The sequence below is a fragment of the Ruegeria denitrificans genome (genome assembly GCF_001458295.1).
Taxonomy (GTDB): domain Bacteria; phylum Pseudomonadota; class Alphaproteobacteria; order Rhodobacterales; family Rhodobacteraceae; genus Ruegeria; species Ruegeria denitrificans.
Genome location: NZ_CYUD01000002.1, coordinates 118,187 through 140,286, shown reverse-complemented (window position 1 = coordinate 140,286; position 22,100 = coordinate 118,187). Strand labels below are relative to the sequence as shown.

The 22,100-nt window shown below is 58.4% G+C and carries 24 protein-coding genes; 15 read left to right on the top strand and 9 right to left on the bottom strand.

The window, feature by feature from the left end; all coding sequences use genetic code 11:
- The first annotated feature begins 60 nt into the window (after positions 1-60).
- The 8 genes from RUE5091_RS03480 to RUE5091_RS23215 all read left to right on the top strand — a co-directional run bounded on the left by RUE5091_RS03480 (position 61) and on the right by RUE5091_RS23215 (position 6,571).
- On the top strand, positions 61-1,479 hold the full coding sequence (locus RUE5091_RS03480; protein ID WP_058280505.1) for a protein adenylyltransferase SelO: 1,419 nt from the start codon (positions 61-63) through the stop codon (positions 1,477-1,479).
- Positions 1,480-1,634: 155 nt separating this feature from the next.
- Positions 1,635-2,000 carry a cupin domain-containing protein gene (locus RUE5091_RS03475; protein ID WP_058280504.1) on the top strand — a complete coding sequence of 122 codons (366 nt, stop codon included), beginning with the start codon at positions 1,635-1,637 and terminating at the stop codon, positions 1,998-2,000.
- Between the two features lie 39 nt (positions 2,001-2,039).
- Positions 2,040-2,750: an endonuclease/exonuclease/phosphatase family protein gene (locus tag RUE5091_RS03470; protein ID WP_082643537.1), complete on the top strand. Its 711-nt coding sequence runs from the start codon at positions 2,040-2,042 to the stop codon at positions 2,748-2,750.
- Between the two features lie 73 nt (positions 2,751-2,823).
- The gene (locus tag RUE5091_RS03465; protein WP_058280502.1) at positions 2,824-3,237 is read left to right on the top strand and encodes a Fur family transcriptional regulator; all 414 of its coding nucleotides are present in this window, start codon (positions 2,824-2,826) and stop codon (positions 3,235-3,237) included.
- Positions 3,238-3,370: 133 nt separating this feature from the next.
- Positions 3,371-4,252 carry a DMT family transporter gene (locus RUE5091_RS03460; RefSeq protein WP_058280501.1) on the top strand — a complete coding sequence of 294 codons (882 nt, stop codon included), beginning with the start codon at positions 3,371-3,373 and terminating at the stop codon, positions 4,250-4,252.
- 145 nt (positions 4,253-4,397) lie between these two features.
- Positions 4,398-5,675, top strand: coding sequence for a phosphopyruvate hydratase (gene eno, locus RUE5091_RS03455; protein WP_058280500.1), 1,278 nt, complete (start codon positions 4,398-4,400; stop codon positions 5,673-5,675).
- A 39-nt stretch (positions 5,676-5,714) separates the two neighbouring features.
- Positions 5,715-6,221 (top strand): GNAT family N-acetyltransferase, encoded by a 507-nt coding sequence (locus RUE5091_RS03450; protein ID WP_058280499.1) that lies wholly within the window; start codon positions 5,715-5,717, stop codon positions 6,219-6,221.
- A gap of 182 nt (positions 6,222-6,403) precedes the next feature.
- Complete coding sequence (locus tag RUE5091_RS23215; protein ID WP_165590747.1) at positions 6,404-6,571, top strand: hypothetical protein; 168 nt, start codon at positions 6,404-6,406, stop codon at positions 6,569-6,571.
- On the opposite strand, the gene RUE5091_RS03445 is transcribed toward RUE5091_RS23215, so the two are convergent.
- The 3 genes from RUE5091_RS03445 to mazG all read right to left on the bottom strand — a co-directional run bounded on the left by RUE5091_RS03445 (position 6,568) and on the right by mazG (position 8,876).
- The gene (locus tag RUE5091_RS03445) at positions 6,568-7,017 is read right to left on the bottom strand and encodes a GNAT family N-acetyltransferase (protein ID WP_058280498.1); all 450 of its coding nucleotides are present in this window, start codon (positions 7,015-7,017) and stop codon (positions 6,568-6,570) included. The genes RUE5091_RS23215 and RUE5091_RS03445 overlap by 4 nt on opposite strands.
- Positions 7,014-7,955, bottom strand: coding sequence for a nucleoside hydrolase (locus RUE5091_RS03440; RefSeq protein WP_058280497.1), 942 nt, complete (start codon positions 7,953-7,955; stop codon positions 7,014-7,016). Before RUE5091_RS03440 ends, RUE5091_RS03445 begins: the two co-directional genes overlap by 4 nt.
- A 63-nt stretch (positions 7,956-8,018) precedes the next feature.
- Complete coding sequence (gene mazG, locus RUE5091_RS03435; protein ID WP_058280742.1) at positions 8,019-8,876, bottom strand: nucleoside triphosphate pyrophosphohydrolase; 858 nt, start codon at positions 8,874-8,876, stop codon at positions 8,019-8,021.
- A gap of 66 nt (positions 8,877-8,942) precedes the next feature.
- Here mazG and RUE5091_RS03430 point away from each other — a divergent pair, with 66 nt between their 5' ends.
- From RUE5091_RS03430 to RUE5091_RS22505, 4 genes are all read left to right on the top strand, one after another.
- Entirely contained in the window at positions 8,943-10,106 is a 1,164-nt protein-coding gene (locus RUE5091_RS03430) for a M20 aminoacylase family protein (RefSeq protein ID WP_058280496.1), read from the top strand.
- 12 nt (positions 10,107-10,118) lie between these two features.
- Positions 10,119-11,084 carry an agmatinase gene (gene speB, locus RUE5091_RS03425; protein WP_058280495.1) on the top strand — a complete coding sequence of 322 codons (966 nt, stop codon included), beginning with the start codon at positions 10,119-10,121 and terminating at the stop codon, positions 11,082-11,084.
- Positions 11,085-11,147: 63 nt separating this feature from the next.
- Positions 11,148-12,095 carry an agmatinase gene (gene speB, locus RUE5091_RS03420; protein ID WP_058280741.1) on the top strand — a complete coding sequence of 316 codons (948 nt, stop codon included), beginning with the start codon at positions 11,148-11,150 and terminating at the stop codon, positions 12,093-12,095.
- A gap of 63 nt (positions 12,096-12,158) precedes the next feature.
- Positions 12,159-12,563 (top strand): DUF1499 domain-containing protein, encoded by a 405-nt coding sequence (locus RUE5091_RS22505; protein ID WP_082643536.1) that lies wholly within the window; start codon positions 12,159-12,161, stop codon positions 12,561-12,563.
- Here the strand turns inward: RUE5091_RS22505 and RUE5091_RS03415 are convergent.
- Entirely contained in the window at positions 12,489-12,791 is a 303-nt protein-coding gene (locus RUE5091_RS03415; protein WP_058280494.1) for a hypothetical protein, read from the bottom strand. The genes RUE5091_RS22505 and RUE5091_RS03415 overlap by 75 nt on opposite strands.
- Positions 12,792-12,853: 62 nt before the next feature.
- Here RUE5091_RS03415 and prfA point away from each other — a divergent pair, with 62 nt between their 5' ends.
- The 3 genes from prfA (at position 12,854) to RUE5091_RS03400 (ending at position 15,582) form a co-directional block, all read left to right on the top strand.
- On the top strand, positions 12,854-13,909 hold the full coding sequence (prfA, locus tag RUE5091_RS03410) for a peptide chain release factor 1 (protein ID WP_058280493.1): 1,056 nt from the start codon (positions 12,854-12,856) through the stop codon (positions 13,907-13,909).
- Positions 13,906-14,748: a peptide chain release factor N(5)-glutamine methyltransferase gene (gene prmC / locus RUE5091_RS03405; RefSeq protein ID WP_058280492.1), complete on the top strand. Its 843-nt coding sequence runs from the start codon at positions 13,906-13,908 to the stop codon at positions 14,746-14,748. Before prfA ends, prmC begins: the two co-directional genes overlap by 4 nt.
- A gap of 243 nt (positions 14,749-14,991) precedes the next feature.
- On the top strand, positions 14,992-15,582 hold the full coding sequence (locus RUE5091_RS03400; RefSeq protein ID WP_058280491.1) for a DUF4167 domain-containing protein: 591 nt from the start codon (positions 14,992-14,994) through the stop codon (positions 15,580-15,582).
- A gap of 57 nt (positions 15,583-15,639) precedes the next feature.
- Here RUE5091_RS03400 and rsmA read toward each other — a convergent pair whose 3' ends face one another.
- Genes rsmA through lptG form a run of 5 tightly spaced genes read right to left on the bottom strand, consistent with a single transcriptional unit; the run spans position 15,640 to position 22,011 of the window.
- Positions 15,640-16,482, bottom strand: coding sequence for a 16S rRNA (adenine(1518)-N(6)/adenine(1519)-N(6))-dimethyltransferase RsmA (gene rsmA / locus RUE5091_RS03395; RefSeq protein ID WP_058280490.1), 843 nt, complete (start codon positions 16,480-16,482; stop codon positions 15,640-15,642).
- A 60-nt stretch (positions 16,483-16,542) separates the two neighbouring features.
- Complete coding sequence (gene pdxA / locus RUE5091_RS03390; RefSeq protein WP_058280489.1) at positions 16,543-17,508, bottom strand: 4-hydroxythreonine-4-phosphate dehydrogenase PdxA; 966 nt, start codon at positions 17,506-17,508, stop codon at positions 16,543-16,545.
- Positions 17,505-18,758 (bottom strand): peptidylprolyl isomerase, encoded by a 1,254-nt coding sequence (locus RUE5091_RS03385; protein WP_082643535.1) that lies wholly within the window; start codon positions 18,756-18,758, stop codon positions 17,505-17,507. Before RUE5091_RS03385 ends, pdxA begins: the two co-directional genes overlap by 4 nt.
- A complete protein-coding gene (locus RUE5091_RS03380; RefSeq protein WP_058280488.1) occupies positions 18,749-20,911 on the bottom strand; it encodes an LPS-assembly protein LptD in 2,163 nt (720 codons plus the stop codon). Before RUE5091_RS03380 ends, RUE5091_RS03385 begins: the two co-directional genes overlap by 10 nt.
- On the bottom strand, positions 20,911-22,011 hold the full coding sequence (gene lptG, locus RUE5091_RS03375; RefSeq protein WP_058280487.1) for an LPS export ABC transporter permease LptG: 1,101 nt from the start codon (positions 22,009-22,011) through the stop codon (positions 20,911-20,913). The genes RUE5091_RS03380 and lptG overlap by 1 nt, the downstream gene beginning before the upstream one ends.
- Between the last annotated feature and the right edge of the window lie 89 nt (positions 22,012-22,100).

Sequence of the window (22,100 nt, the reverse complement as noted above, 5' to 3'; positions counted from 1 at the left end):
TATGCACGCAGGCGCACGATCGGCTATGGTATTTACGCGTTTCCGCCATATGTTTGCGGCATGACCCTGAATATCCCGTTTGACAACAGCTACGCCCGTCTGCCCAACACGTTTTTCGCCCGGCAGGCACCAGTTCCGGTGCGCGCGCCACGTCTGATTGCGTTCAACGATGATCTGGCCCAAGTGCTGGGGATATCTCCGGGTGATGTGCAGGAGATGGCCGAAGCTTTCGCCGGGAATTCACTACCTGATGGGGCTGAGCCAATCGCACAGCTTTATTCCGGACACCAGTTTGGCACTTACAACCCGCAGCTTGGCGATGGGCGTGCTGTATTGCTGGGTGAGACGGTCGGAACCGACGGCGTTCGGCGGGATATTCAGCTAAAGGGCTCAGGGCAGACACCGTTCAGCCGTCAGGGCGATGGCCGCGCTTGGCTGGGCCCGGTGTTGCGTGAATTTGTGGTGTCCGAGGCGATGCACGCGCTGGGCATCCCAACGACCCGTGCGCTGGCCGCAGTTGAGACCGGAGAGGTTGTCTTGCGTGAAGGCCCAATGCCGGGCGCAGTATTGACCCGTGTGGCGCAAAGCCATCTGCGCGTGGGCACATTTCAGGTGTTTGCCGCAAGGCGGCAGGTCGAAAACCTGAAACAGCTCACCGAATACGCCATCGCCCGACACTATCCGCAGGCCGAGGGGCCAATGGGCCTGTTACGTGCGGTACGGGATGCGCAGGCGCAGCTGATTGCGCAATGGATGAGCGTTGGATTTATCCATGGGGTCATGAACACCGACAATTTTTCGATTGCCGGAGAGACCATCGACTATGGGCCCTGTGCCTTCATGGACAGCTATCATCCGAACACGGTCTACAGTTCGATCGACCGGATGGGACGATATGCCTATTCCAACCAGCCGGACATCGCGGTGTGGAATCTGGCGCAATTGGCGACCTCGTTAATCCAACAGGTTGAGGACCCAGAGAAAGCCGTGGAAGAAGCCACCGAGATTGTGCACGCAATGCCCGGGTTGATACAGCGGGAATGGCTGAACCGCTTCCGTGCCAAGATTGGTTTGGCCACCGAGGACAAAGAAGATGAGGCGCTGATCACCGACCTGCTGACCCGGATGGCGCATAACAGTGCCGATTTCACCAATACGTTCCGGGCGCTGGGCAATGAAAAGGCCCGCGATCACTTCCTGAACCCCGAGGCCTATGACGAATGGGCCGGTGGCTGGCAGGCGCGACTGGACCGTGAAAAAGACCCCCAGACGGTGATGAGCACTGCCAACCCGGCCTTCATCCCACGCAACCACCGGGTCGAACAGATGATACAGGCCGCTGTTCAGGGGGATTACGCCCCGTTTCATCGTCTGAACGCGGTGCTTGCCCGTTCGTATGAGGATCAACCCGACGCAACCGACTTGACGCACCCGCCAACCGAGAACGAAGTGGTCCACGCGACATTCTGCGGGACTTAGGAATTAGCATAGAACTGAACGCTGCTCTTTTGAGCAATCGACGGGGTATTCTTCAGAACACAATATCATGCGACTTACCATCAACACATAATGCTGCATAATGGGCGCATCGGGGGAACTGCAGATAAATTCGGTTTTGTTTTAGGGAGCATACAATGCGCTACTCTATTTTGTTGGAAGACGCGGACGGCGTGTCTTACTTCGAAGATCGCGAGGTCGATTTTGAACTCAAGACCTTTGCCCCACCAGCCGCACCGTTTCTGGTTTCCAAAGAGGTCGATGCCGCGCGTATTGCGTTCCTGTGTTTGCCCGCGGGTTGGAAAGGGGTTCAGCACCGATCCCCCAAACCCCAGCTTGCGACAGTTCTGTCCGGCACGTTTCGTGTTCAGGCCGGTACGGGTGAAATACGTGATTTCAAAACGGGTGACTTGTTTTGGGCGGAAGATGTCACGGGAACGGGTCATGCCTCGTCCGCCGAAGGGGGTGAGCCTGCCAACCTGATGATCACGCAGTTCCAGTAGTGACTGGGTTGAAAAGGAACGATTGATGCCAATCACGGAATGCTCATGAACCAACTCTCAACCCTGCGCATCGCCAGCTACAACATTCAGAAATGCGTGGGCCTGGATTTCCGGCGGCAGCCGCAGCGTATCATGCAGGTCATCGACGGCATGCAGGCCGATATCGTGGTGTTGCAAGAGGCCGACAAACGCCTGCCTCCACGCCCGGCTGCCTTGCCGCATTTCATGCTGGATGAGGCGGGCTGGCAGATCGTCGATCTGGGCGGGGCGGGCAGTCTGGGGTGGCATGGAAACGCTGTGATCTGGCGCGGGGACGCGATCCGGGTACGGCAGACCGGGCACCACGACCTGCCGGGGCTGGAGCCTCGGGGGGCTGTGCGAGTGGAATTCGACACTCATATCGGGCCGCTGCGCGTGATGGGAATGCATCTGGGCCTGTTGCCCGCATCTCGTCGGCAGCAGATCACGCATATCCGCCGCTTTGACGATGATCTGGACAAGATGCCTACCGTCTGGGCTGGGGATTTCAACGAATGGTCGCGCCAGCCGGTGTTGGATCATCTGGCCCCGGACATGAGCTTTCTTGCCCCAGTTCCCAGCTTTCCGGCCGCGCAGCCGTTAGGGGCGCTGGACCGAATCGCGCTGGGCGCCGGGCTCGAGGCGGTTGTCCACGGTGTGCACGACGCACGGCCTGCACATATTGCATCCGACCATTTGCCGATCTGGGCCGACTTGCGACGGGTAGCCTAGGGTGCAAATCCCCTGTGGCGTGATCCGCGCAGACGTACTAAGACGGAATCCCGAACTATTCTGAGGTTCACTTATGTCCGACACGATCATCGCCCGTTGCGAAGCAAAAGGTCTGCGCATGACCGGCCAGCGCCGCACAATCGCGCAGGTGCTGCAACAAAGCGCCGATCATCCGGATGTAGAAGAGCTTTATGCCCGTGCCTCAGAAGTGGATTCGGGCATCTCTATCGCCACGGTCTACCGCACCGTCAAACTGTTCGAAGAGGCGGGGATTCTTGACCGTCTGGAATTTGGCGACGGGCGCGCGCGGTATGAGGACGCCGAGCGTGATCATCATGATCACTTGATCGATATGCAATCGGGCAAGGTGATCGAATTCGTCGACCCCGAGATCGAAGTACTGCAGGAAAAGATCGCGGCAAAGCTTGGGTATAAGCTGAAAGGCCATCGTCTGGAACTGTACGGCGTGCCGCTGGAACAAGACTGACCCATCACAAAACGCGAACGTCAGGCGCACGGGAATTCATGCTTTCCGGGCGGATAATGCTTGCCTGAACGCGCTTCTTGCGATTTTGCTGAGAAAAGCGGCATTGGGGCCGCAGGTTTCAACGGACACGGTCATGAATAACGTACACGGCATTTTTCTGGTCGTCGGCGCGATGGCGGCCTTTGCGCTTGAGGATATGTTCATAAAGCTTCTGTCAGTGACCGTGCCGACCGGCCAGATCATGGTTGTTCTTGGATTGGTTTGCGGCTTTCTGTTCGCGCTTTTGGCGCTTGTAACGCGCAAGCGCATTTTTGATCCCTTGGCGTGGAAGCCCTTGCCCTTGGCGCGCGCCGGGACCGAAATGGTGGGCGCTATGACATTCGTGACCGCGCTGTCACTGGTGGAACTTTCCACCGTGGCTGCGGTGTTTCAGGCGATGCCTCTTGCCGTCACCATGGGTGCTGCACTGTTTCTAGGCGAAACCGTTGGCTGGCGGCGGTGGAGCGCGATCGGTTTAGGCTTCATCGGTGTTTTGATGATCATTCGGCCTGGGTTCGAGGGGTTCCAACCCGAGTCATTGTTTGTGGTTGCAACCGTAATCGCCATCGCTGCGCGTGACTTGATCACACGAAAGCTGGACAGCCGTGTCGCTTCGTCTGTTGTGGCGCTACAGGCTTATTTCGCGGTGGCGATCTCCGGTGTGGCACTGATGGTGTTTACGGCGCAACCTGTTGTTTCGTTGCACACGTGGCAGATTGGCCCCTATCTAGGTGCCGTGGGCTTTGGCTTTCTGGGTTACTACGGCATCGTCATCGCCATGCGGATAGGTGAGGCTTCGGCCCTGACACCGTTCCGCTATACGCGGTTGATATTCTCAATCGCGGCCGGGATGCTGATGTTCGGTGAACGCCCGGATCTGATGACGCTGGCAGGGGCCACTCTGATTATGGGGTCGGGCATGTACACCTTTATTCGTGAACGCCGCTTGGCCCGCGAACTGGCGGTTGCGGCCTGACGGATCGTCGCACGTTGGCGCAAACAGGAAGATGTTAGCCCTAAACGGCCAGGAATATACGTGTTAGCGATAACATGGCCGGTTTACTTTTTGCCCGGTGATGGTATGAGGCGTGCAACTGATTGCAGCCACAGGAACGGGCCTTATGAGCACCATCATCGACATCCACGCACGCGAAATTCTGGACAGCCGGGGCAACCCAACCGTTGAGGTCGACGTGATTTTGGAAGACGGCACCATGGGCCGCGCCGCCGTACCCTCGGGCGCGTCGACCGGCGCGTATGAGGCGGTGGAAAAGCGGGACGGCGACAAATCGCGTTATCTGGGCAAGGGCGTGCTTGAGGCCGTCGCAGCCGTGAACGGTGAGATCGCCGAGGAACTGGTCGGCTTTGACGCGACCGAACAGGTCGCCATTGACGGTGCGATGATCGAACTGGACGGGACTGAGAACAAGGGCCGTCTGGGAGCTAACGCAATTCTGGGTGTCTCGCTGGCAACTGCCAAGGCAGCGGCGGATTTCACCACACAGCCGCTCTATCGCTATGTCGGTGGCACTTCGGCCCGTGTTCTTCCGGTGCCGATGATGAACATCATCAATGGTGGTGAGCACGCGGACAATCCGATCGATATTCAGGAATTCATGATCATGCCTACCTCGGCCGCGAATATCCGCGAAGCCGTGCGCATGGGATCCGAGGTTTTCCATACCCTCAAACGCGAGCTGTCGGCTGCCGGTTTGGCCACCGGCGTGGGCGACGAGGGCGGCTTTGCCCCCAACATCGCATCCACTCGCGAAGCACTGGATTTCATCCTGCAAGCCGTTGAAAAAGCAGGCTACAAACCGGGTGAGGAAATCCACTTAGCGCTGGATTGCGCCGCCACTGAATATTACCGCGATGGGAAATACGTGCTGTCGGGCGAAAAGATCTCACTGACCTCGGAAGAAAACGCCGAGTATCTGGCGACGCTGGTGAACGACTATCCGATCATCTCGATCGAGGACGGCATGTCCGAGGATGATTGGGATGGCTGGAAAGCCCTGACCGATGCCATCGGCGACAAGGTTCAGCTGGTGGGCGACGACCTCTTCGTGACCAATCCTGATCGTCTGGCCGAGGGGATCGAGCGCGGCTGCGCCAACTCGATGCTGGTCAAGGTAAACCAGATCGGATCGCTGACCGAAACCCTGCGCGCCGTCGATATGGCCCACCGTGCGGGTTACACCAACGTGATGTCGCACCGTTCGGGCGAGACCGAGGACGCCACCATCGCTGATCTGGCCGTAGCGACAAATTGCGGTCAAATCAAAACCGGCTCACTGGCGCGCTCGGACCGGTTGGCTAAGTACAACCAGTTGATTCGCATCGAAGAATCTCTGGGCGAGGTTGCCGAATATGCCGGGGCTTCGATCCTAAAGCGCTGAGTGTTATTCTGATCCTCAAACCTACCTGAGGATCAGCGATTGCTTAGCATCATAGAACCCAGAACGCCGAACCACTTTGATGCGGTCCGGCGTTTGTGTTGGGAATATCGTGATTTCTTGCTGTCGCTGGATGAAAAGTCGCAACGTATTGTTCAAACCATCTACTCGCAGGACAAATATGCCCGCGTGATGGAGGCCATCGAGGCAGAACACAGCCCGCCGAAGGGTGGCGCGTGTCTGGCGCTGAAGGGCGATCAACCCGTCGGGTGCGGCATGTTCCACACGATCGAGCCGGGCGTGGCCGAGATCAAGCGCGTATTCGTCCGGGACAGCGCCCGCGGTACGGGGGCAGGTCGTGCCATCATGCTGTCTTTGATCCAGCAATGCCGCGAACAGGGGTTTGACCTGATCCGCATGGACACTGGCAAACCCTTGCAGACAGCGACCCGACTTTACCTCTCAATGGGGTTCGTTCTGCGGGACGCATATGCCGAGATTCCGGAAATCGCCGACGGTCATCTGCTGTTTTTCGAGATGAAATTGTAGCGGAACGGATAAGTAAGACCTTTTAGCCAAATTATTTTGCGCCGCTTTCCTGTTGTTAACGCATGGAAAAAGCATAACCTTTAAATTATTTCAGCATAATTCACGTTATGTGTGAACTTTTTCCTATTTGTCTCAATTTGAGCTGACTTATTGTGTCTGCATTACAGAAAAGGGGGTACACCATGACTGGTTCGAAATTCCTTCTCGTAGTTTCAGTGATCAGCACTGTATTTTTGGCGGCCTGCTCGGGGCCGGGGACTTATCCGGTATCGGGGATGCAGGCGTCGTCCACGGATCCGGTGATGGATATGGACATTCCTGGTTTCGATATGGGGGTTGAGGCGCGCTAAAGCGGCTTGCTCATCAGCACATAGCGGTCTCGTGGTTTGAAACCGGTACGCAGATACAGCCTTTGCGTGGCTTCATGCGCCCGGTCGACCTCAAGGTGCAGCGCGGTTAAACCTGCCCCGGCAAGGGCTTTGGGCAGGTCCAGCAGGACTTCAGTGGCGATACCGCGGCCACGAACGGCAGGGCGGATGTAAATCTCGTCGACAAAGCCGTCCATGCCGCCGAATTCGACCGACCAGCCAAAGGTCAGCACGATATAGCCCAGCGGCGCGCGACCGGGGCCTATCAGATAGACACATCCGTGAGGGATGCCCTCAAGCAGTGGGGCCAATGCATCGCGACGTTGGTCCGCATCTTGTTCAATTCCGGCTTCGGCGTGAAAGGCTGTGACCAGCGCCATCAGGCGGTCCAGATCTTCGGGACGGGCGAGTTTCAGCGCGGCGCTCATAGGCGGGCCAGCCTTTCTGTTAGCAGGTCAAAGAATCCATCGGCGTCGATTTCCCCCATGAACATGGCATTAGGTAGATGATCCGTCACGCGCCACCAGTCGGCGACGGTCATCCCAAGAGTCAGGTCGGATTGCGTTTCGATCTGTACGTTGATGTGGCGGCCAGAGAACAGTTCGGGCCGGATCAGATATGCGGTCACACAAGGGTCGTGCAGTGGGGCGCCTTCCGAGCCGTATTTTTCCATGTCAAAGCGTTCAAAGAAATCCGTCATTTCCGCAACCGCGTGCCCGACTTTTGAATCAAGCGCGCGGAATGCCTCATTGCGGTGTTTCGTGACTAGCGCGTCGTGGGTGACGTCCAGCGGCATCACTACGATGTGAACGCCGGATTTAAAAACGATTTCAGCCGCTTCCGGATCAACGTAAATGTTGAATTCGGCGGTAGGGGTAATGTTCCCCACCTGAAAATATGCACCACCCATCAGCACGATTTCCTGCACCCGGTCGACGATATCAGGCGCTTTCTGAAAGGCCGTGGCGATATTGGTCAACGGCCCCAGCGGGCACAGTGTCACCGTCCCCGGTTCCTGCGCGCGCAGGGTGTCGATGATGAAATCTACTGCGTGCCCATCAGCCAAAGGCATTTCGGGATCTGGCAGTACGGGTCCGTCCAGACCGGTCTTGCCGTGCACATGCTCTGCAGTCACCAAGGCGCGACTCAGCGGACGGTCGCAGCCAGCATAGACAGGGATATGCGTATGCCCGGCCAGCTCACAAACGATCCGCGCGTTCTTGGCGGTCAGCTCCAGCGGCACGTTCCCAGCGACAGCAGTGATGCCCAGCACGTCGATCTCTTCGGGGCTGGCCAGCGCCAGCAGGATGGCGACGGCGTCGTCCTGACCGGGATCAGTGTCGATGATGATCTTGCGCGGTGCCATGATTTGCCTCCGGGGTCTTGAAGCGCGGACACTCGCAAGTGTCACTGCACTTGTCCAGCGGTTTCAGGCGTCGGTCGCAGCGTCCACAGGCGGGAGTTTGCCATTGGCGCGATGTTCCTCAATCTTCACTTCGTCCCAAAGGGCATCCATCTCGGCCAGATCACTTTGCGACGGAGTTTTGCCACGCGCGGCCAGGCGTGCCTCGACCTGCTCAAAACGACGGGTGAACTTGGCATTGGTGCGGCGCAGGGCGGCCTCGGGTTCGATACCCAGATGACGGCCTAGATTGACCATCACAAAGAGTAGATCGCCGAATTCATCCTCTAGCGCATCCTCGTCCTTGCTGTTGCGGGCCTCTTCCAGTTCGGCGGCCTCTTCGGTGATCTTTGCAAGCACATGGCTGGCATCGGGCCAGTCGAACCCCACACGGGCGGCGCGTTTTTGCAGCTTATGCGCACGCAGCAGGGCAGGCAGGTTCGCGGCCACGCCGTCCAAAGCGCCTTTCTGTTCCTTGCCGGCACGCTCGGCTGCCTTGATCGTTTCCCAGTCCACCGTTTGTTGTTCGGCAGACTTGTCCCGGGATTCGTCGCCGAACACATGCGGATGGCGGTCGACCATCTTGTCCGACATGGTGCGGACCACATCCTGAAAGGTGAAATGGCCAGCCTCTTCAGCCATTTGCGCGTGGAAGACGGACTGGAACAGCAGGTCACCCAACTCGCCCTTCAACTCGTCATAGGCGTTGCGTTCGATGGTGTCCGCGACCTCATAGGCCTCTTCGATCGTGTAGGGCGCGATGGTGGCGAAATCCTGTTCGATATCCCACGGGCAGCCTGAATCCGGGTCGCGCAGGCGGCGCATAATTTCCAGCAAACGCTCGATACCCGCTTCGCTGTCGTGGATCAGAGGATTTTCGGCCATTGCGAACCCTTTCGTTCCGGTGTCAGATGCATCCATTCCGCAGTCAGGATCAGGAGTCCACCCCAGATGCCCGTCGTCAACCGAATTGCCGATTTCTCTGCCGACATGGCCGCATGGCGTCAACACCTGCATTCGATCCCCGAGCTTGAGTTCGAATGTCACGAAACATCTGCTTTCGTTGCCGACCGACTGCGCGAGTTCGGCGTGGATGAGCTGCATGAGGGCATTGCCAAGACGGGCATAGTGGCAATCATCAATGGGCAGGGTGAGGGGCCGACCATCGGCTTGCGCGCCGATATGGACGCATTGCCAATCCCCGAGGAAACGGGCGTGTCTTACGCGTCCAAGAAACCCGGCATGATGCACGCCTGCGGTCATGACGGACACACCACGATGCTGTTGGGCGCGGCACGCTATCTATCAGAGACACGGAATTTCCGCGGCCGCGTGGCGTTGATCTTTCAACCCGCCGAAGAAGAGGGCGGTGGGGCCGGTGTCATGGTCGAAGAGGGGATCATGGATCGGTTCAACATCTCTCAGGTCTATGCGCTGCACAACGCGCCCGGATTTGTCGAAGGGTCGTTCTATACCACGCCGGGGCCGATTATGGCAGCAGTGGACACGTTCGAGGTACACATTCAGGGTGTCGGAGGCCACGGTGCCATGCCGCACGAAACGCGCGATCCAGTGATGGCAGCCTGCGGCATCGCGCAGGCGATCCAGACCATTGTCAGCCGCAATCACTATGCGCTGGACGATCTGGTCGTCTCGGTAACGCAAATCCATACGGGAACGGTGAACAACGTGATCCCCGATACGGCCTTCATCAACGGTACGGTGCGCACTTTTGATCCCGCTGTGCAGAAGATGGTGATGGAGCGGATGGAACAGATCGTGCAGGGGCAGGCGACCTCGTACGGGGTCACAGCGCGGCTGGACTATGAAAAGAGTTATCCCGCCACGATCAACGACGTCGAAAAGGCCGGGTTCGCAGCCGACGTCGCGCGTGATATTTCCGGCGCAGACCGGGTAACCGCCAATGCTGGGCGTGAGATGGGGGCCGAGGATTTTTCCTATATGTTACAGGCACGTCCCGGCGCCTATCTGTTCCTTGGGCAGGGTGAGGGCGCGGGCCTACACCACCCCAAATATAACTTTAACGACGAGATCGCGCCGGTTGGCGCCTCGTTCTTTGCACGGATTGTCGAAAAGGCGCAGCCTTTGGGCTAATGGGGGGAAGACATGGCACTGGAAGACGCAAGAAATCAGGTGGATGAGGCATTCACCAATCCGGACCTCAAAGGGTTATCCTTCGAAAACACGTTTGGCGGCGCAACTTCGTTCCTACGGCGGCTCTATACCAAAGAGCTGAAGGGTGTGGATATCGCCGTCACCGGTGTGCCCTTCGATCAGGCGGTGACCAACCGCCCGGGCACGCGCCTTGGTCCCCGAGCGATCCGCGAGGCCAGCGCGCTGCAATCGCCGGATGCACCATATGGCTGGCCCTTCGATGCACTCAGCGAATTGGCGATCGTAGATTACGGAGATGTGGCCTATGACTACGCCAATATCCCGGCGTTTCCCGATACGCTGACGGATCACATTCGTACTATTCTGGCGGCCGACGTGGCCTCGGTTTCGTTGGGCGGGGATCACTATATCAGCTTTCCGATTCTGAAAGCCTATGCCGAGAAATACGGGCCGATGTCGTTGCTGCAATTCGATGCTCATACAGACACCTGGGCGGATGACGACATGTCCCGAGTGGATCACGGCACGATGTTCTACAAGGCGGTGAAATCAGGGATCGTGGACCCGAAACGCTCGGTTCAGGTCGGCATTCGCACCACGAATGAGGACACGCTGGGCGTCAACATCATCGACGCGCGTGAGGTTCATGAATCCGGCCCTGCCGCCGTGGCGCAGAAGATCAAGGGTATTCTCGGCGACAGCCCCGTCTATCTGAGCTTTGACATTGACGGATTGGACCCGGCCTTTGCCCCAGGCACCGGCACGCCTGTTTGGGGTGGGCTCAGCTCGATCCAGGCGCAGATCATTTTGCGCGACATTGCCGGGATCAACATCAAGGGCGGCGACGTGGTCGAGGTCTCTCCGCCTTATGACACGTCCGGTGCAACGGCGATTGCCGGGGCGCATGTGGCGACGCAGATTGTTTGTCTGTTGGGGTGGAATAAGTTGCAGCCTTAATCATTGGTTAGCCACCTTTCCGGTATCAGGTTAACCAAAAGACCGGACGGGAGAATGACGGGAATGACAGAGTTTAACCAACCCATCAGCGGCAATGATCTGGCGCGTTTTTCGGGGCCGAATACGTTTATGCGCCTGCCGCAGGTGGATTCGCTTGCCGGGTTGGACGTGGCGGTGCTGGGGATTCCGATGGACATCGGCACTTCGTGGCGGTCGGGCACGCGGTTCGGACCCAAGCAGATCCGCAGCGAAAGTGCGATGATCCGGCCCTATAACATGGCCACGTTTGCGGCCCCGTTCGACAGTCTGCAAATCGCGGATATCGGCGATCTTGCGATCAATACATTCTCGTTGGCCGACAGTCTGAAAATCATCAAGGAAAGCTATGACGCTATTCTGGCGCAGGGCGCGACGCCGGCTGCGATGGGGGGTGATCATTCGATCACGTTGCCCATCCTGCGCGCAATTGCGGCCAAGCATGGGCCGGTAGCGCTGGTCCATGTCGACGCCCATGCGGACGTGAATGATGAGATGTTTGGCGAAAAGGAGACCCACGGCACCGTCTTTCGCCGCGCTTACGAAGAGGGGCTTATTGTTCCTGATAAAACCTTTCAGATCGGCATTCGCGGTTCTGGCTATGCTGCGTCGGATTTCACCGAAGCAAAGGGCTGGGGCTTTCGCCAATTCCCAGCATGGGAGCTGTGGCAGCAGAACTTGACCGTGACCGGTGCCCAGATTCGCAAAGAGATCGGCGAGCACCCGGTTTACATCTCGTACGATATCGACAGCCTGGACCCCTCCATCGCCCCTGGCACCGGCACGCCCGAGATTGCGGGGCTGACCACGCCCCAGGCCTTGCAACTAATCCACGCGCTGGCGGGCATGAATGTAGTGGGGTGTGATCTGGTTGAGGTGTCCCCGCCCTATGACCCCACTGGAAACACCGCGCTGACAGCGGCGAACCTGTTGTTTGAGATGTTGTGCATCCTACCCGGCGTGACGTCACGGTAGGGGGTGGGGTGCCTTGCCACGACCAGCGATCCGAATATTGTTTTGCAAAGCGACGGGATCGGGATGAAAAGAATGTTCTTATGGGGATTGGTTGCTTGCCTGATCGTCATGGCTGCCATTCGCTTAGCCCCATCAGACCCAAATCGTTGGCACGTCGCCCCGGTTGGAGATACAGATAGGGATATGCCAGGCGGCGTGTTTCGGGTGATCGAAGGCGAACCGGACAGTTTTGAGCGTCTGCATGAAATCGTGACAGATACCCCCCGAACCTACGTGTTGGCGGGATCCGTGCGAGAGGGGATGGTCACTTACATAACGCGCAGCAAGGCTTTTGGTTTCCCAGATTACACAACGATTCAGCAGGATGGAGAAATTCTGCGCATCAATGGACGATTAAGATTTGGTCGGCGAGATTTCGGGGTAAATCGAAACAGGGTTGATGGGTGGTTGACTAGGTTGCAGTTCTGACGACAAACAACCCTCTTGCACTTCGCGCCACATGGGGACGTTCAGGGACATCTGGCATTGTGCCGTGAACATGCGGCCATCGACCTGCAGGCAGATCATCTCACCCAACTCGATGCGCGTGCCGGATTTGTCGGTACAATAGCAGTCTTGTACCTTGCCTCCGGGACCGACCACATCAGCCATGGCCGGGGCTGCGCACACCAAAATAACAAGTGCCAAACGTGTCATAGCGTCAGCTTAGCACAGGGACGGCCCTTGACCAAAGCGCCGGATTAAGAGACACCGCGCGGATGATCCCCGAAGAACGCCTTGAACAGTTAACCCAGCGATTCCAGTATCTCGAAGCGGCCATGGCAGATGGCGCCTCGGGAGGAGATATTGCGGCTTTGGCCAAGGAGTATTCGGATCTGAAGCCGGTGGTCGATCAGATCATGGCGTGGCGCCAGCTGGTCGCCGATCTGGCCGAGGCTGAAACGATGCTGACCGATCCCGACATGAAGGAGCTGGCCGAAGAGGAAATTCCCGACCTGCAGGTCCGCATCCCACAGGCCGAACAAGCCTTGCAACTGGCGCTGTTGCCGCGGGATAAGGCCGACGCGCGTCCAGCGATGCTGGAAATCCGCCCCGGAACGGGTGGGGATGAGGCCGCGTTGTTCGCCGGTGATTTGCTGCGCATGTATCAACGCTATGCCGAAGCCCGCGGTTGGCAGTTTGAGATCATTGAAGAACAGGCCTCGGACCTTGGCGGTATCAAAGAGGTTGTGGCCCATATCAAGGGCGACAATGTTTTTGCACGCATGAAATACGAATCCGGTGTTCACCGGGTGCAGCGGGTGCCCGAAACCGAAAGCGGTGGCAGGATTCATACCTCGGCGGCGACTGTGGCGGTTCTGCCCGAGGCTGAGGACGTGGATATTCAGATCGACGCCAATGACATTCGCATAGATACGATGCGAAGCTCGGGCGCAGGTGGTCAGCACGTGAACACCACCGACTCGGCGGTGCGGATCACGCACCTTCCCTCGGGTTTGGTGGTAACAAGCTCCGAAAAATCGCAGCACCGTAACCGTGAAATTGCGATGCAGGTGCTGAAAACGCGCCTCTATGATCTGGAGCGTCAGCGGATCGACAGTGAACGGTCGGCGGATCGCGCCAGTCAGGTGGGGTCAGGCGACAGGTCGGAACGGATCAGGACGTATAACTTTCCGCAGGGCCGAATGACGGATCACCGCATCAACTTGACGCTCTATAAACTGGACCAGGTGATGCAGGGCGATCTGGATGAAGTGATCGACGCGTTGACCGCCGACGATCAGGCCCGGCTTTTGGCCGAGATGGCGCAATGATTGCTGCGTTGACAGCCGCCCAGGCCATGGTTGCCGCCACCGCACGGCTGCGCGCTGCAGGGGTGGACGACCCGGCACGCGATGCGCGGGTTCTGCTGGCCCATGCTGCCCGGATCGAGGCAAGCCGGGTCACTTTGATCGCGCCTGAGGAATTGTCGCCCGAGATTGCCGAACGCTATGATCAACTGATCTCATTGCGGGCCATTCGTGTGCCGGTATCGCATTTGCTGGGCGAGCGCGAGTTTTATGGCCGCCGGTTCCGTGTCAGCCGGGATGTGCTGGATCCTCGGCCCGAAACCGAGACACTGGTTGAGGCAGCGTTAAGTGAACCGTTCGATCATGTTCTGGATCTGGGCACAGGCTCGGGCTGTATCCTGATCACCCTGCTGGCCGAGCGCACGAGTGCCTCGGGCCTCGGTGCTGATCTGAGCGAAGCCGCCTGTTTGCAAGCCAGCGCGAATGCCGTGCAGCATCAGATGCAGGGCAGGGTCGAGATTGTACGCTCGGACTGGTTTGAAAATATTGAGGGCATGTTCGACCTGATCGTTTCGAATCCTCCTTATATTTCGCTGGCCGAAATGCAGGATCTGTCGCCCGAAGTGCGCGAGCACGAACCGCGCATGGCGCTGACGGATGAAGGGGACGGGCTTGGCGCATACCGCCATATCGCAGCTTCAGTACCGGATTTCCTGATGCCCGGTGGGCGTATTCTGGTTGAGATTGGGCCGAAGCAGGGCCAAAGCGTCGCAGCTTTGTTTCAGGCGGCTGGATTGATTGACGCGCGGGTCATCCCCGATTTGGATGGCCGTGATCGCGTTGTTGTCGCCAGAATGCCGTAAATTAGACATCAGGTGAGGCTGAAATGCGCCGATCAATGTAAAAAACCTGCGATTTTTTGGACAAACCTCTTGTCTGTAGGCGCTGGACATGCTTACTCAGAGATAGTCGGAGAGGTTGACGCTGTTTCAGCGGGCCCCTGACGCCAAGCCCAAAAAAGTCGACATCGCGTGACGGCTAACGCCTTTGAGCAGTGCAGGACGCGACTTGATCGACACCGAAATACAAGGCTGACGTAAAGTACGATGAGATCTTCCAAATCCCGCTCGCGGGCCAAAAATAACCGCAATCGCCCTTCTGGCGGCAACGTTGTTAACCGGGTTTTTGACAGCTCGGGCCCCGAAGGCAAGGTGCGCGGTACGCCCCAGCAGATCATTGATAAATACAATCAGTTGGCGCGTGATGCCCAGCTGGCGAACGACCGTGTGGCCGCTGAAAACTTTCAACAGCACGCCGAGCATTATCTGCGTCTGCTCAGCGAAGCGCAGCGCGAAATGGAAGCCCGCCGCGAAGAGCAGGAGCGTCAGAACCGCGAGCGTCAGGCCGAGCGTGATCGTGAACGTGCCGAACGCCAGGAACGTGAAGCTGCGCGTCAGGCTGATCCGGCCGAGACACCGCAGCCTGACGTGATGGATTTCGGAGCCGAAGCGTCTGCACCTGAATCCGGTCTGGTCGAAACCCCGGAAAGCAAGGATGCCGCACAGGCAGCTGACGCCTCTGAAAAGCCAGAAAAGAAAGAAAAGCCCGCGCGTCGTCCACGCGCACGCAAGCCCAAGGCTGCACCGGCCGAGGATGCCCCCAAAACGGATGGGGATGCGCCCGAAGCGGCAGAATAATTCCAGGCGTTGAAACTGTAAAAGCCCCGGGATGGTCCGGGGCTTTTTTATTGTCTCTCAACCTTTTTTGACTTCGCGCGCCAAGGCGCAGAACGCCTCAAGCGGGACTTGTTCAGCACGTTCGGTGGGCTGAATGCCTGCTGCCAGCAGGCGATCTTCGATATCCGGGGCGACGCCTTTTAGCGACGCGCGCAGCATTTTCCGGCGCTGGTTAAAGGCGGCTGCGACGACACGTGACAGGGTGGCGGGGTCGGCGGGATAGCGCGGTTCGGGCATGGCCGTCAGATGGACGACCGCGCTTGAGACTTTGGGTGGCGGCGTAAACGCACCGGGCGGCAGCGACATGGCAATGCGCGCTTCGGCCCGCCATTGGGCCAGGATGGCGAGGCGGCCATAGGCTTTGCTGCCAGGTTGGGCAACGATGCGGTCGGCCACTTCGCGCTGGAACATCAGTGTCAGGCTTTGCCAGAAGGGAGGCCATTCAGGTGGGGTCAACCAGCGGACCAGCAGTTCAGTACCGACGTTATAGGGTAGGTTGGCCGCAATACGGATCGGCGGGGTTAGATGTGCCAGCGGGTCGATTTCCAGCGCGTCGCCGTTGATCACTTCAAGCCGACCGGGATAAGCGGTGGCGATATCGTTCAGGGCGGCGATGCAACGGGTGTCTTTTTCTACGGCCACGACCTTGCGCGCGCCCTCAGACAACAGCCCGCGGGTCAGACCGCCGGGACCGGGGCCGATTTCCAGCACATCACAGTCCGAAAGATCTCCGGCCTGACGGGCGATCTTGGCCGTCAGGTTCAGATCCAGCAAAAAGTTCTGACCCAGAGATTTGCGGGCCGACAGCTGATGTGCCGCGATGACCTCTCGCAGAGGGGGAAGGTTGTCGATTGCGCTCATGATCCAGTTACCGTGACGCGAGTTGCGCCGAAGATGAGGTATTTTCAGTCAACCGAAGGGTCAAGCGCTTTGTGCCATGCGTTGGGCCAGTTTCAGCGCCTCGATCATGCTGGTGGGGGTGGCGATACCCTGACCTGCGATATCCAGTGCGGTGCCGTGATCCGGTGAGGTGCGGATGAATGGCAGGCCCAGCGTCACGTTCACGCCACGATCGAAATCCAGCGTTTTGATCGGGATCAGCGCCTGATCGTGATACATCGCAATCGCCGCGTCATAACGGGCACGGGCCGTGGCATGAAACATCGTATCCGCCGGATACGGGCCCGTGACCGTATAGCTTTCACTTGGCAGGTCGCCGATCAGGGGGGCGATCCAGTCTAGTTCTTCGTGCCCCATCTTACCGCCTTCACCTGCATGCGGGTTGAGGCCAGCGATGGCAATGCGGGGATGCGCAATCCCGAATTGATTGCGCAAGCCTTCGGCGGTGATCGCGATAGTGTCGCGCAGCAGGTCCGGGGTCAGGGCCGAGGGCACCTCGGACAGTGCGATATGGATGGTTGCCGGGACCACGCGCAATTGTGCGCTGGCCAGCATCATGACCACGCGGCTCCGGCCTGCCAGAGCGGCCAGAAATTCGGTATGGCCGGGGTAAGAAAAACCTGCCCCGTCGATGAGGGCTTTCTTGTGTATCGGCGCGGTGCACAGCGCCGAAGCTGCGCCGGACTGCACCAATGAAACACCACGTTCGATAGCCGCGATAACCGAGGGTGCGTTCACTGGATCGGGCCGTCCGGGAACGTTGATCGCAGGGAAGTCCAGCTGAAGAATAGGCAGGGCCGAAGCGCTGGTCTCTGCGGCCTCAGTCGGGTTAGAGATGCGCGCGACAGGGATTTCAGGCGGCAGATGCGCTGCGTCACCGATATAGAAGAACGGGCAGCTATCTCGCAGCTCAGACCACGCTTTGGCTGCGATTTCCGGGCCTATTCCGGCCGGATCACCACAGCTAAGCGCAATCGGCTGCGTCATTGTTCGACGATGTCGGCTTCGGCCCGCAATTGCGCCACCAGACTGTTCGCAAAGGCCCCGAGGCGTTGTTGCGTCAGCGCATTGGCAACATCCACGCGAGATGTCTCTTCCCCCAGGTCCCTGGTCCGGGTGCAGAGCATCAGGAACATCAGCGTCTGGCCATTGTTGCGGGTCAATGTTGTTGACACCTCGTTGATGTCCAGCTTCGCAAGTTCCAGTGCCACGTCGCGCGGAATCTCGTTTGGGCTGGCCTGAATTCGCTGCAGAACTTCGGGTGGCTGGTCCTGGGCGATACCGTAAAGGTCGTCGCAGGTGTCGATCTCTTCCCTGAGTTTGGCCGCTCTTGCCAGAGTTTCGGCACTGCGGCCCCCGGCGAGGTTGTAGATCGCGTAGTCAATCGTGGAATAGCTGGGTGTTCCGGTCGAAACCTCACGCAAGCCGCGCATCTGGAACAACGCAATGGCGTTAGGCAGTGTTAGCGGCTGAGTAATGTCGCCGTTCTTCAGGCTTAGGATCACCGGTTGCAGCGCCGGAGGCAGGCTGGTGAGGTTCAGCCAATCTAGCCGACCACCATTGTTGCGTGTGGCGGCCGCAGAATATTGCGTGGCTGCGGCAGCAAACGAATCAAAGCCCTGCAGTTGGGCAATCTCTTGCCCCAGAAGTTCGGCCTGTGCCAAAGTTTGTTGGTTCACCGGGATAATGATTTCGGACAGCAATACCTGCAATCCACCACCCCCCGACTGACCCAGGGCGCGATTGATCTCATCTTCAGACGGGCGTGCCTGCGACAGGAAGCGCGCGCTGACATAATCGTTCCAGGAAACCTGATCAGCTACGAAATCCCGCACCGTTTCGCGATCGACACCTTGATCTGCAAGCAATTGCAGGAATTGCTCAGTCGAGAGTTGCCCGCGCGCGGCAAATTCGTCGATGCCGACCTGAATGGCTTCGGGGGCAGCTTCAATTCCGGCCTCGCGCATGGCCTGGCGGCGTAGCCTTTCATTGATCAGTGCATCACGCACTTCGGCCTCGGACGCGCCAGAAGCACCCAGAGCGGTCAGGAATTGCTGCCGCTGCGACAGCTCGTACCAGGTAATGATATCCTGATTGACCTTGATCGCGGGCGAAAACAGGCTTTGCGCCTCAGCTTGAGGCGCCGTCAAAGTCAGTACGGCTCCGATAACAACCGGGGCGACCGGTTTAAGCCAACCGGAGCGGAGGAAACTGGTGAAACCTGAAATCAACTGCATCTTCTCTTGTACTGTTGGCCGCCACTATTCACGGAGTAACCCGTCAGGGCTACGGTAAACCCGAATTCGGTCGAAGGCTCAATACTTGATGATGAGGTAAAGCGCCTGCTGACGTTCATGTTAACTTGCACGCATTCATTTTGATATGTGACGCCCAACCCATAACGGATCGGTTCCGATTCGCTTAGGTCATATCGCGCCGTGGCCCGAGTGTTCCAGTACCGATCCACGCGGTAACGTCCCGTCAACCGCACTTCGGAAATCTCGTCGTCGACACCTTCGGCCGGGTCCGGTTCCTGCCAGCCATAGCTGCCGGTAAAGCCGACCTTGGGTTGTTGCCAGCCGACGCGCAGTTCGGCTTTGGAAAAGCTGAAATCGCCGTTCAACAAGCCGCGCCCTGCCAGGCGCCAGCCATTGTTGGTTTGAATCTGGCCAGCCAACAACAGATCCGATGTTGTACCCTGCAGGCCCGAAGTCAGGTTGAAATTGGGATCTGCGTCAGAACGGAAAACTTGACCAATCGTGGCGAGGGCCCGCCAGCCGCCTGCTGCATAGCGGGACCAGTTCAAGCCGACAACACCTGTAAACCCGTCTTCGCGCCGGTCCGGAGCCGGAAAGCGGGACAAAGACAATAAGTTGCCCTGATCAAACTCCTGAAAGGTGCTTTCGTCATTTGGCACGTCGTCATCCGAGACATGGGTCCAACCGATTTGGGCAATGGGCTCCAAAATCTGGGTCGCGCCGGACGACTCGCGCCTGCGCAACGGATAGCGCAGTGTCAGAGCAGCACGCGGCGTAGTTCGGGTGACGTTGTCGGGAAAGTCGCTGTCGTGGCGGATATTGAACGCATCGACTGACGCACCCACACGCGCTTCGGCCCGAAGGCCCGACACAAGGGTCCAGTTCCGCAGCCATTCCGCGTCGAAAGTAGCCCGCGCGACATCGCGTCCGACGATGTCCGCGTCGCTGGTACGCTCATGCGCGTGGGTGACAAATCCCAGCCGTACCTCGCCGCCCACAGAGGTGGGGAATAAGCGTTTCTGATAGTAGAGGTCAAAGATTCGCGATGGGATTTCATCCTGCTCTTCGCTGTCACGCAGGGTTTTATAGTGGATGAAGCTGGTACGGAACGCTGTATCGCGTTTGATCCGTTCCAGCGCCACTTCGCTGCGCAACCGGTCGAGATCGGGCAAGCCATAATCTGTCAGATAGGAATCGTCCGATGTGGTTCGGATGTTGAACGTGAATCGGAAACCATCGTTGAGGTTGAACCAGCCATTGGCAAACAGGTATCCCCGATCCTCGCCCGGTTGCAGATCATCGCGTGTATAAGCACCTTCAAGCTGGATGCGGCCCCGTTTGAAAGCCTGACGGTAGCGCAGCCCAAGAGTGTTTGTTCTGGACGAGACATATGGCGTCAGTGTCAGGTCCCTGTGGTCCCCCAGCTTGATGAAATACGGAACCTGAACGCCGGTCCCCAGCTGCGATGTGGTCCGAATGGACGGCACCAAGAATCCGGTCGCCCGATCCAACGTCGGATCCGGCAATCGCAAATAGGGGAAATAGAAAACCGGCACGTCCAGTACCCGAAGCTGCGCGCCCTCAAAGTACAGTTGCCGTTCCAGCTGGTCATGTGTGACCTTGCGGGCGCGAATCTGCCAGATCGGCGGCTTGCCGTTTGTGCAGACATGGCATGAGGTGGCCGAGACCTTACTGAACTGTGTATACCTACCTGCCGCACGAGTCGCCTGAACCGAGGCGATCTGGACCTGCTGTTCAAACACCATTCGCGCGCCTATCAGCAGGCCGTTCTGAATGCCATCATCCAGCTCTGCCGAATCCGCCAGGATCGTCGTATCACCGCCCTGATCGATACGGATCGGTCCCTCCAGCGTCAGCGCTCCGGTATCTTGGTTATAGGTGACCCGATCGGCAGTAATTTTGACGTCACCTTGAAAGGCCTCAACATTGCCTTCGGCCACCAACACTCGTTCGGGTGTTATGAAGATTTCATCCGCCACCAGCAGGGCAGGTTGGTCTTCTTGCTGCGCATTCCCGGCCGGGCCGGTGGCGGGTTGGGTTTGGGATACTGCACCTGTTGGCATCGCCAGAGCAACAGCACCGGACAGCAAAAGACTGGATAAAAGCCGCATCAGCCATCCTCCGCATGAAGCAGAAGGCCGAGTGACAAAAGAATGGCTGCAAGGGGCGGAGCCCAGGCCGCGACGAAGATAGGCAATTGACCGTTTTCCCCGAGTATTTGGGCAAAGTTGCGCACGAAGTAGATTGAGAATCCCAAAAGCACCGCGGACAGAACCGCAACGCCGGTGCCGCCAAAACGAACATGGCGCATGGTAAAGGCTGCCCCGATCATCACCATCGCCACCAAAAAGAAGGGCCGCGCAAGCTGCACCTGCAACCAGACCTCGTATTGTTTGGTGGAAAACCCGGCCTCGCGGAGGTCGCGGATCAGTTGTGGCAGATCATAAACCGACACCGAGTCCTGTTGACCCAGAGTGTCTAGAATACGCTGGCGTGTCAGCGTGGTGGGGATTTCTATGCGGCGGTGTGTCTCGGCTTCGGCCTCAGGGTTCACGTCATCCGCCAAGGACCAGACTTTTGCGTTGCGCAGAATCCATGAACCGTTCGACAGTTGCGCCCGGCCAGCATTGATTTGTTGTGTCGGCTTGCCGTCCGGCGAAAAGGTAACGATCGTCACACCGGTCAATTCCAACCCATCTGCGTTTGTCGTACCTCGGGCATGAATGACCGATTGACCACTCGCCGACCCTTGCCGCAGCCACAGACCTTCGCTGGTGATAGACAATGCCGAGCTGCCCTTGTTCTTGTAGGTATCGGACAGACGTCGGAATTCCTCGGACGTGGCGGCGGTGATCGGGTTCAGCAAAGCCACCGCCAACATGCCGATGACGAGTGCCAACGTGACCGGAGCCAGCAGCGCCCGGATACCGGACCGTCCGATGGCGCGCGTCACCACAAGTTCGGAATTGCGCGCCAGCCCTATGAACAATGCGATAGTGGCCAGAATGACCAGCAGAGGCAGCATTTCGCTGATCGCAGCAGGTGAATTCAGCAATGTCAGGTGCAGCAGGGTTCCGAAAGATAACCCTTCGGAGTTGAACCGTCGGGACTGTTCGACAAGGTCAATCAGAATCAGCAGCGTCAGAAAGATGCCGCCAATAACCAGAAAGCTTTGCATGAACCGGCGGGCAAAATAGCGGTCGAGGATCACGACAGCGCCTCCACCCTGGCCCGACAACAGGGGAAACCGGTGGAAAAAAGGCCAGAATCGTTTTCGCCTGCGCGGATGCGCGACGGCAT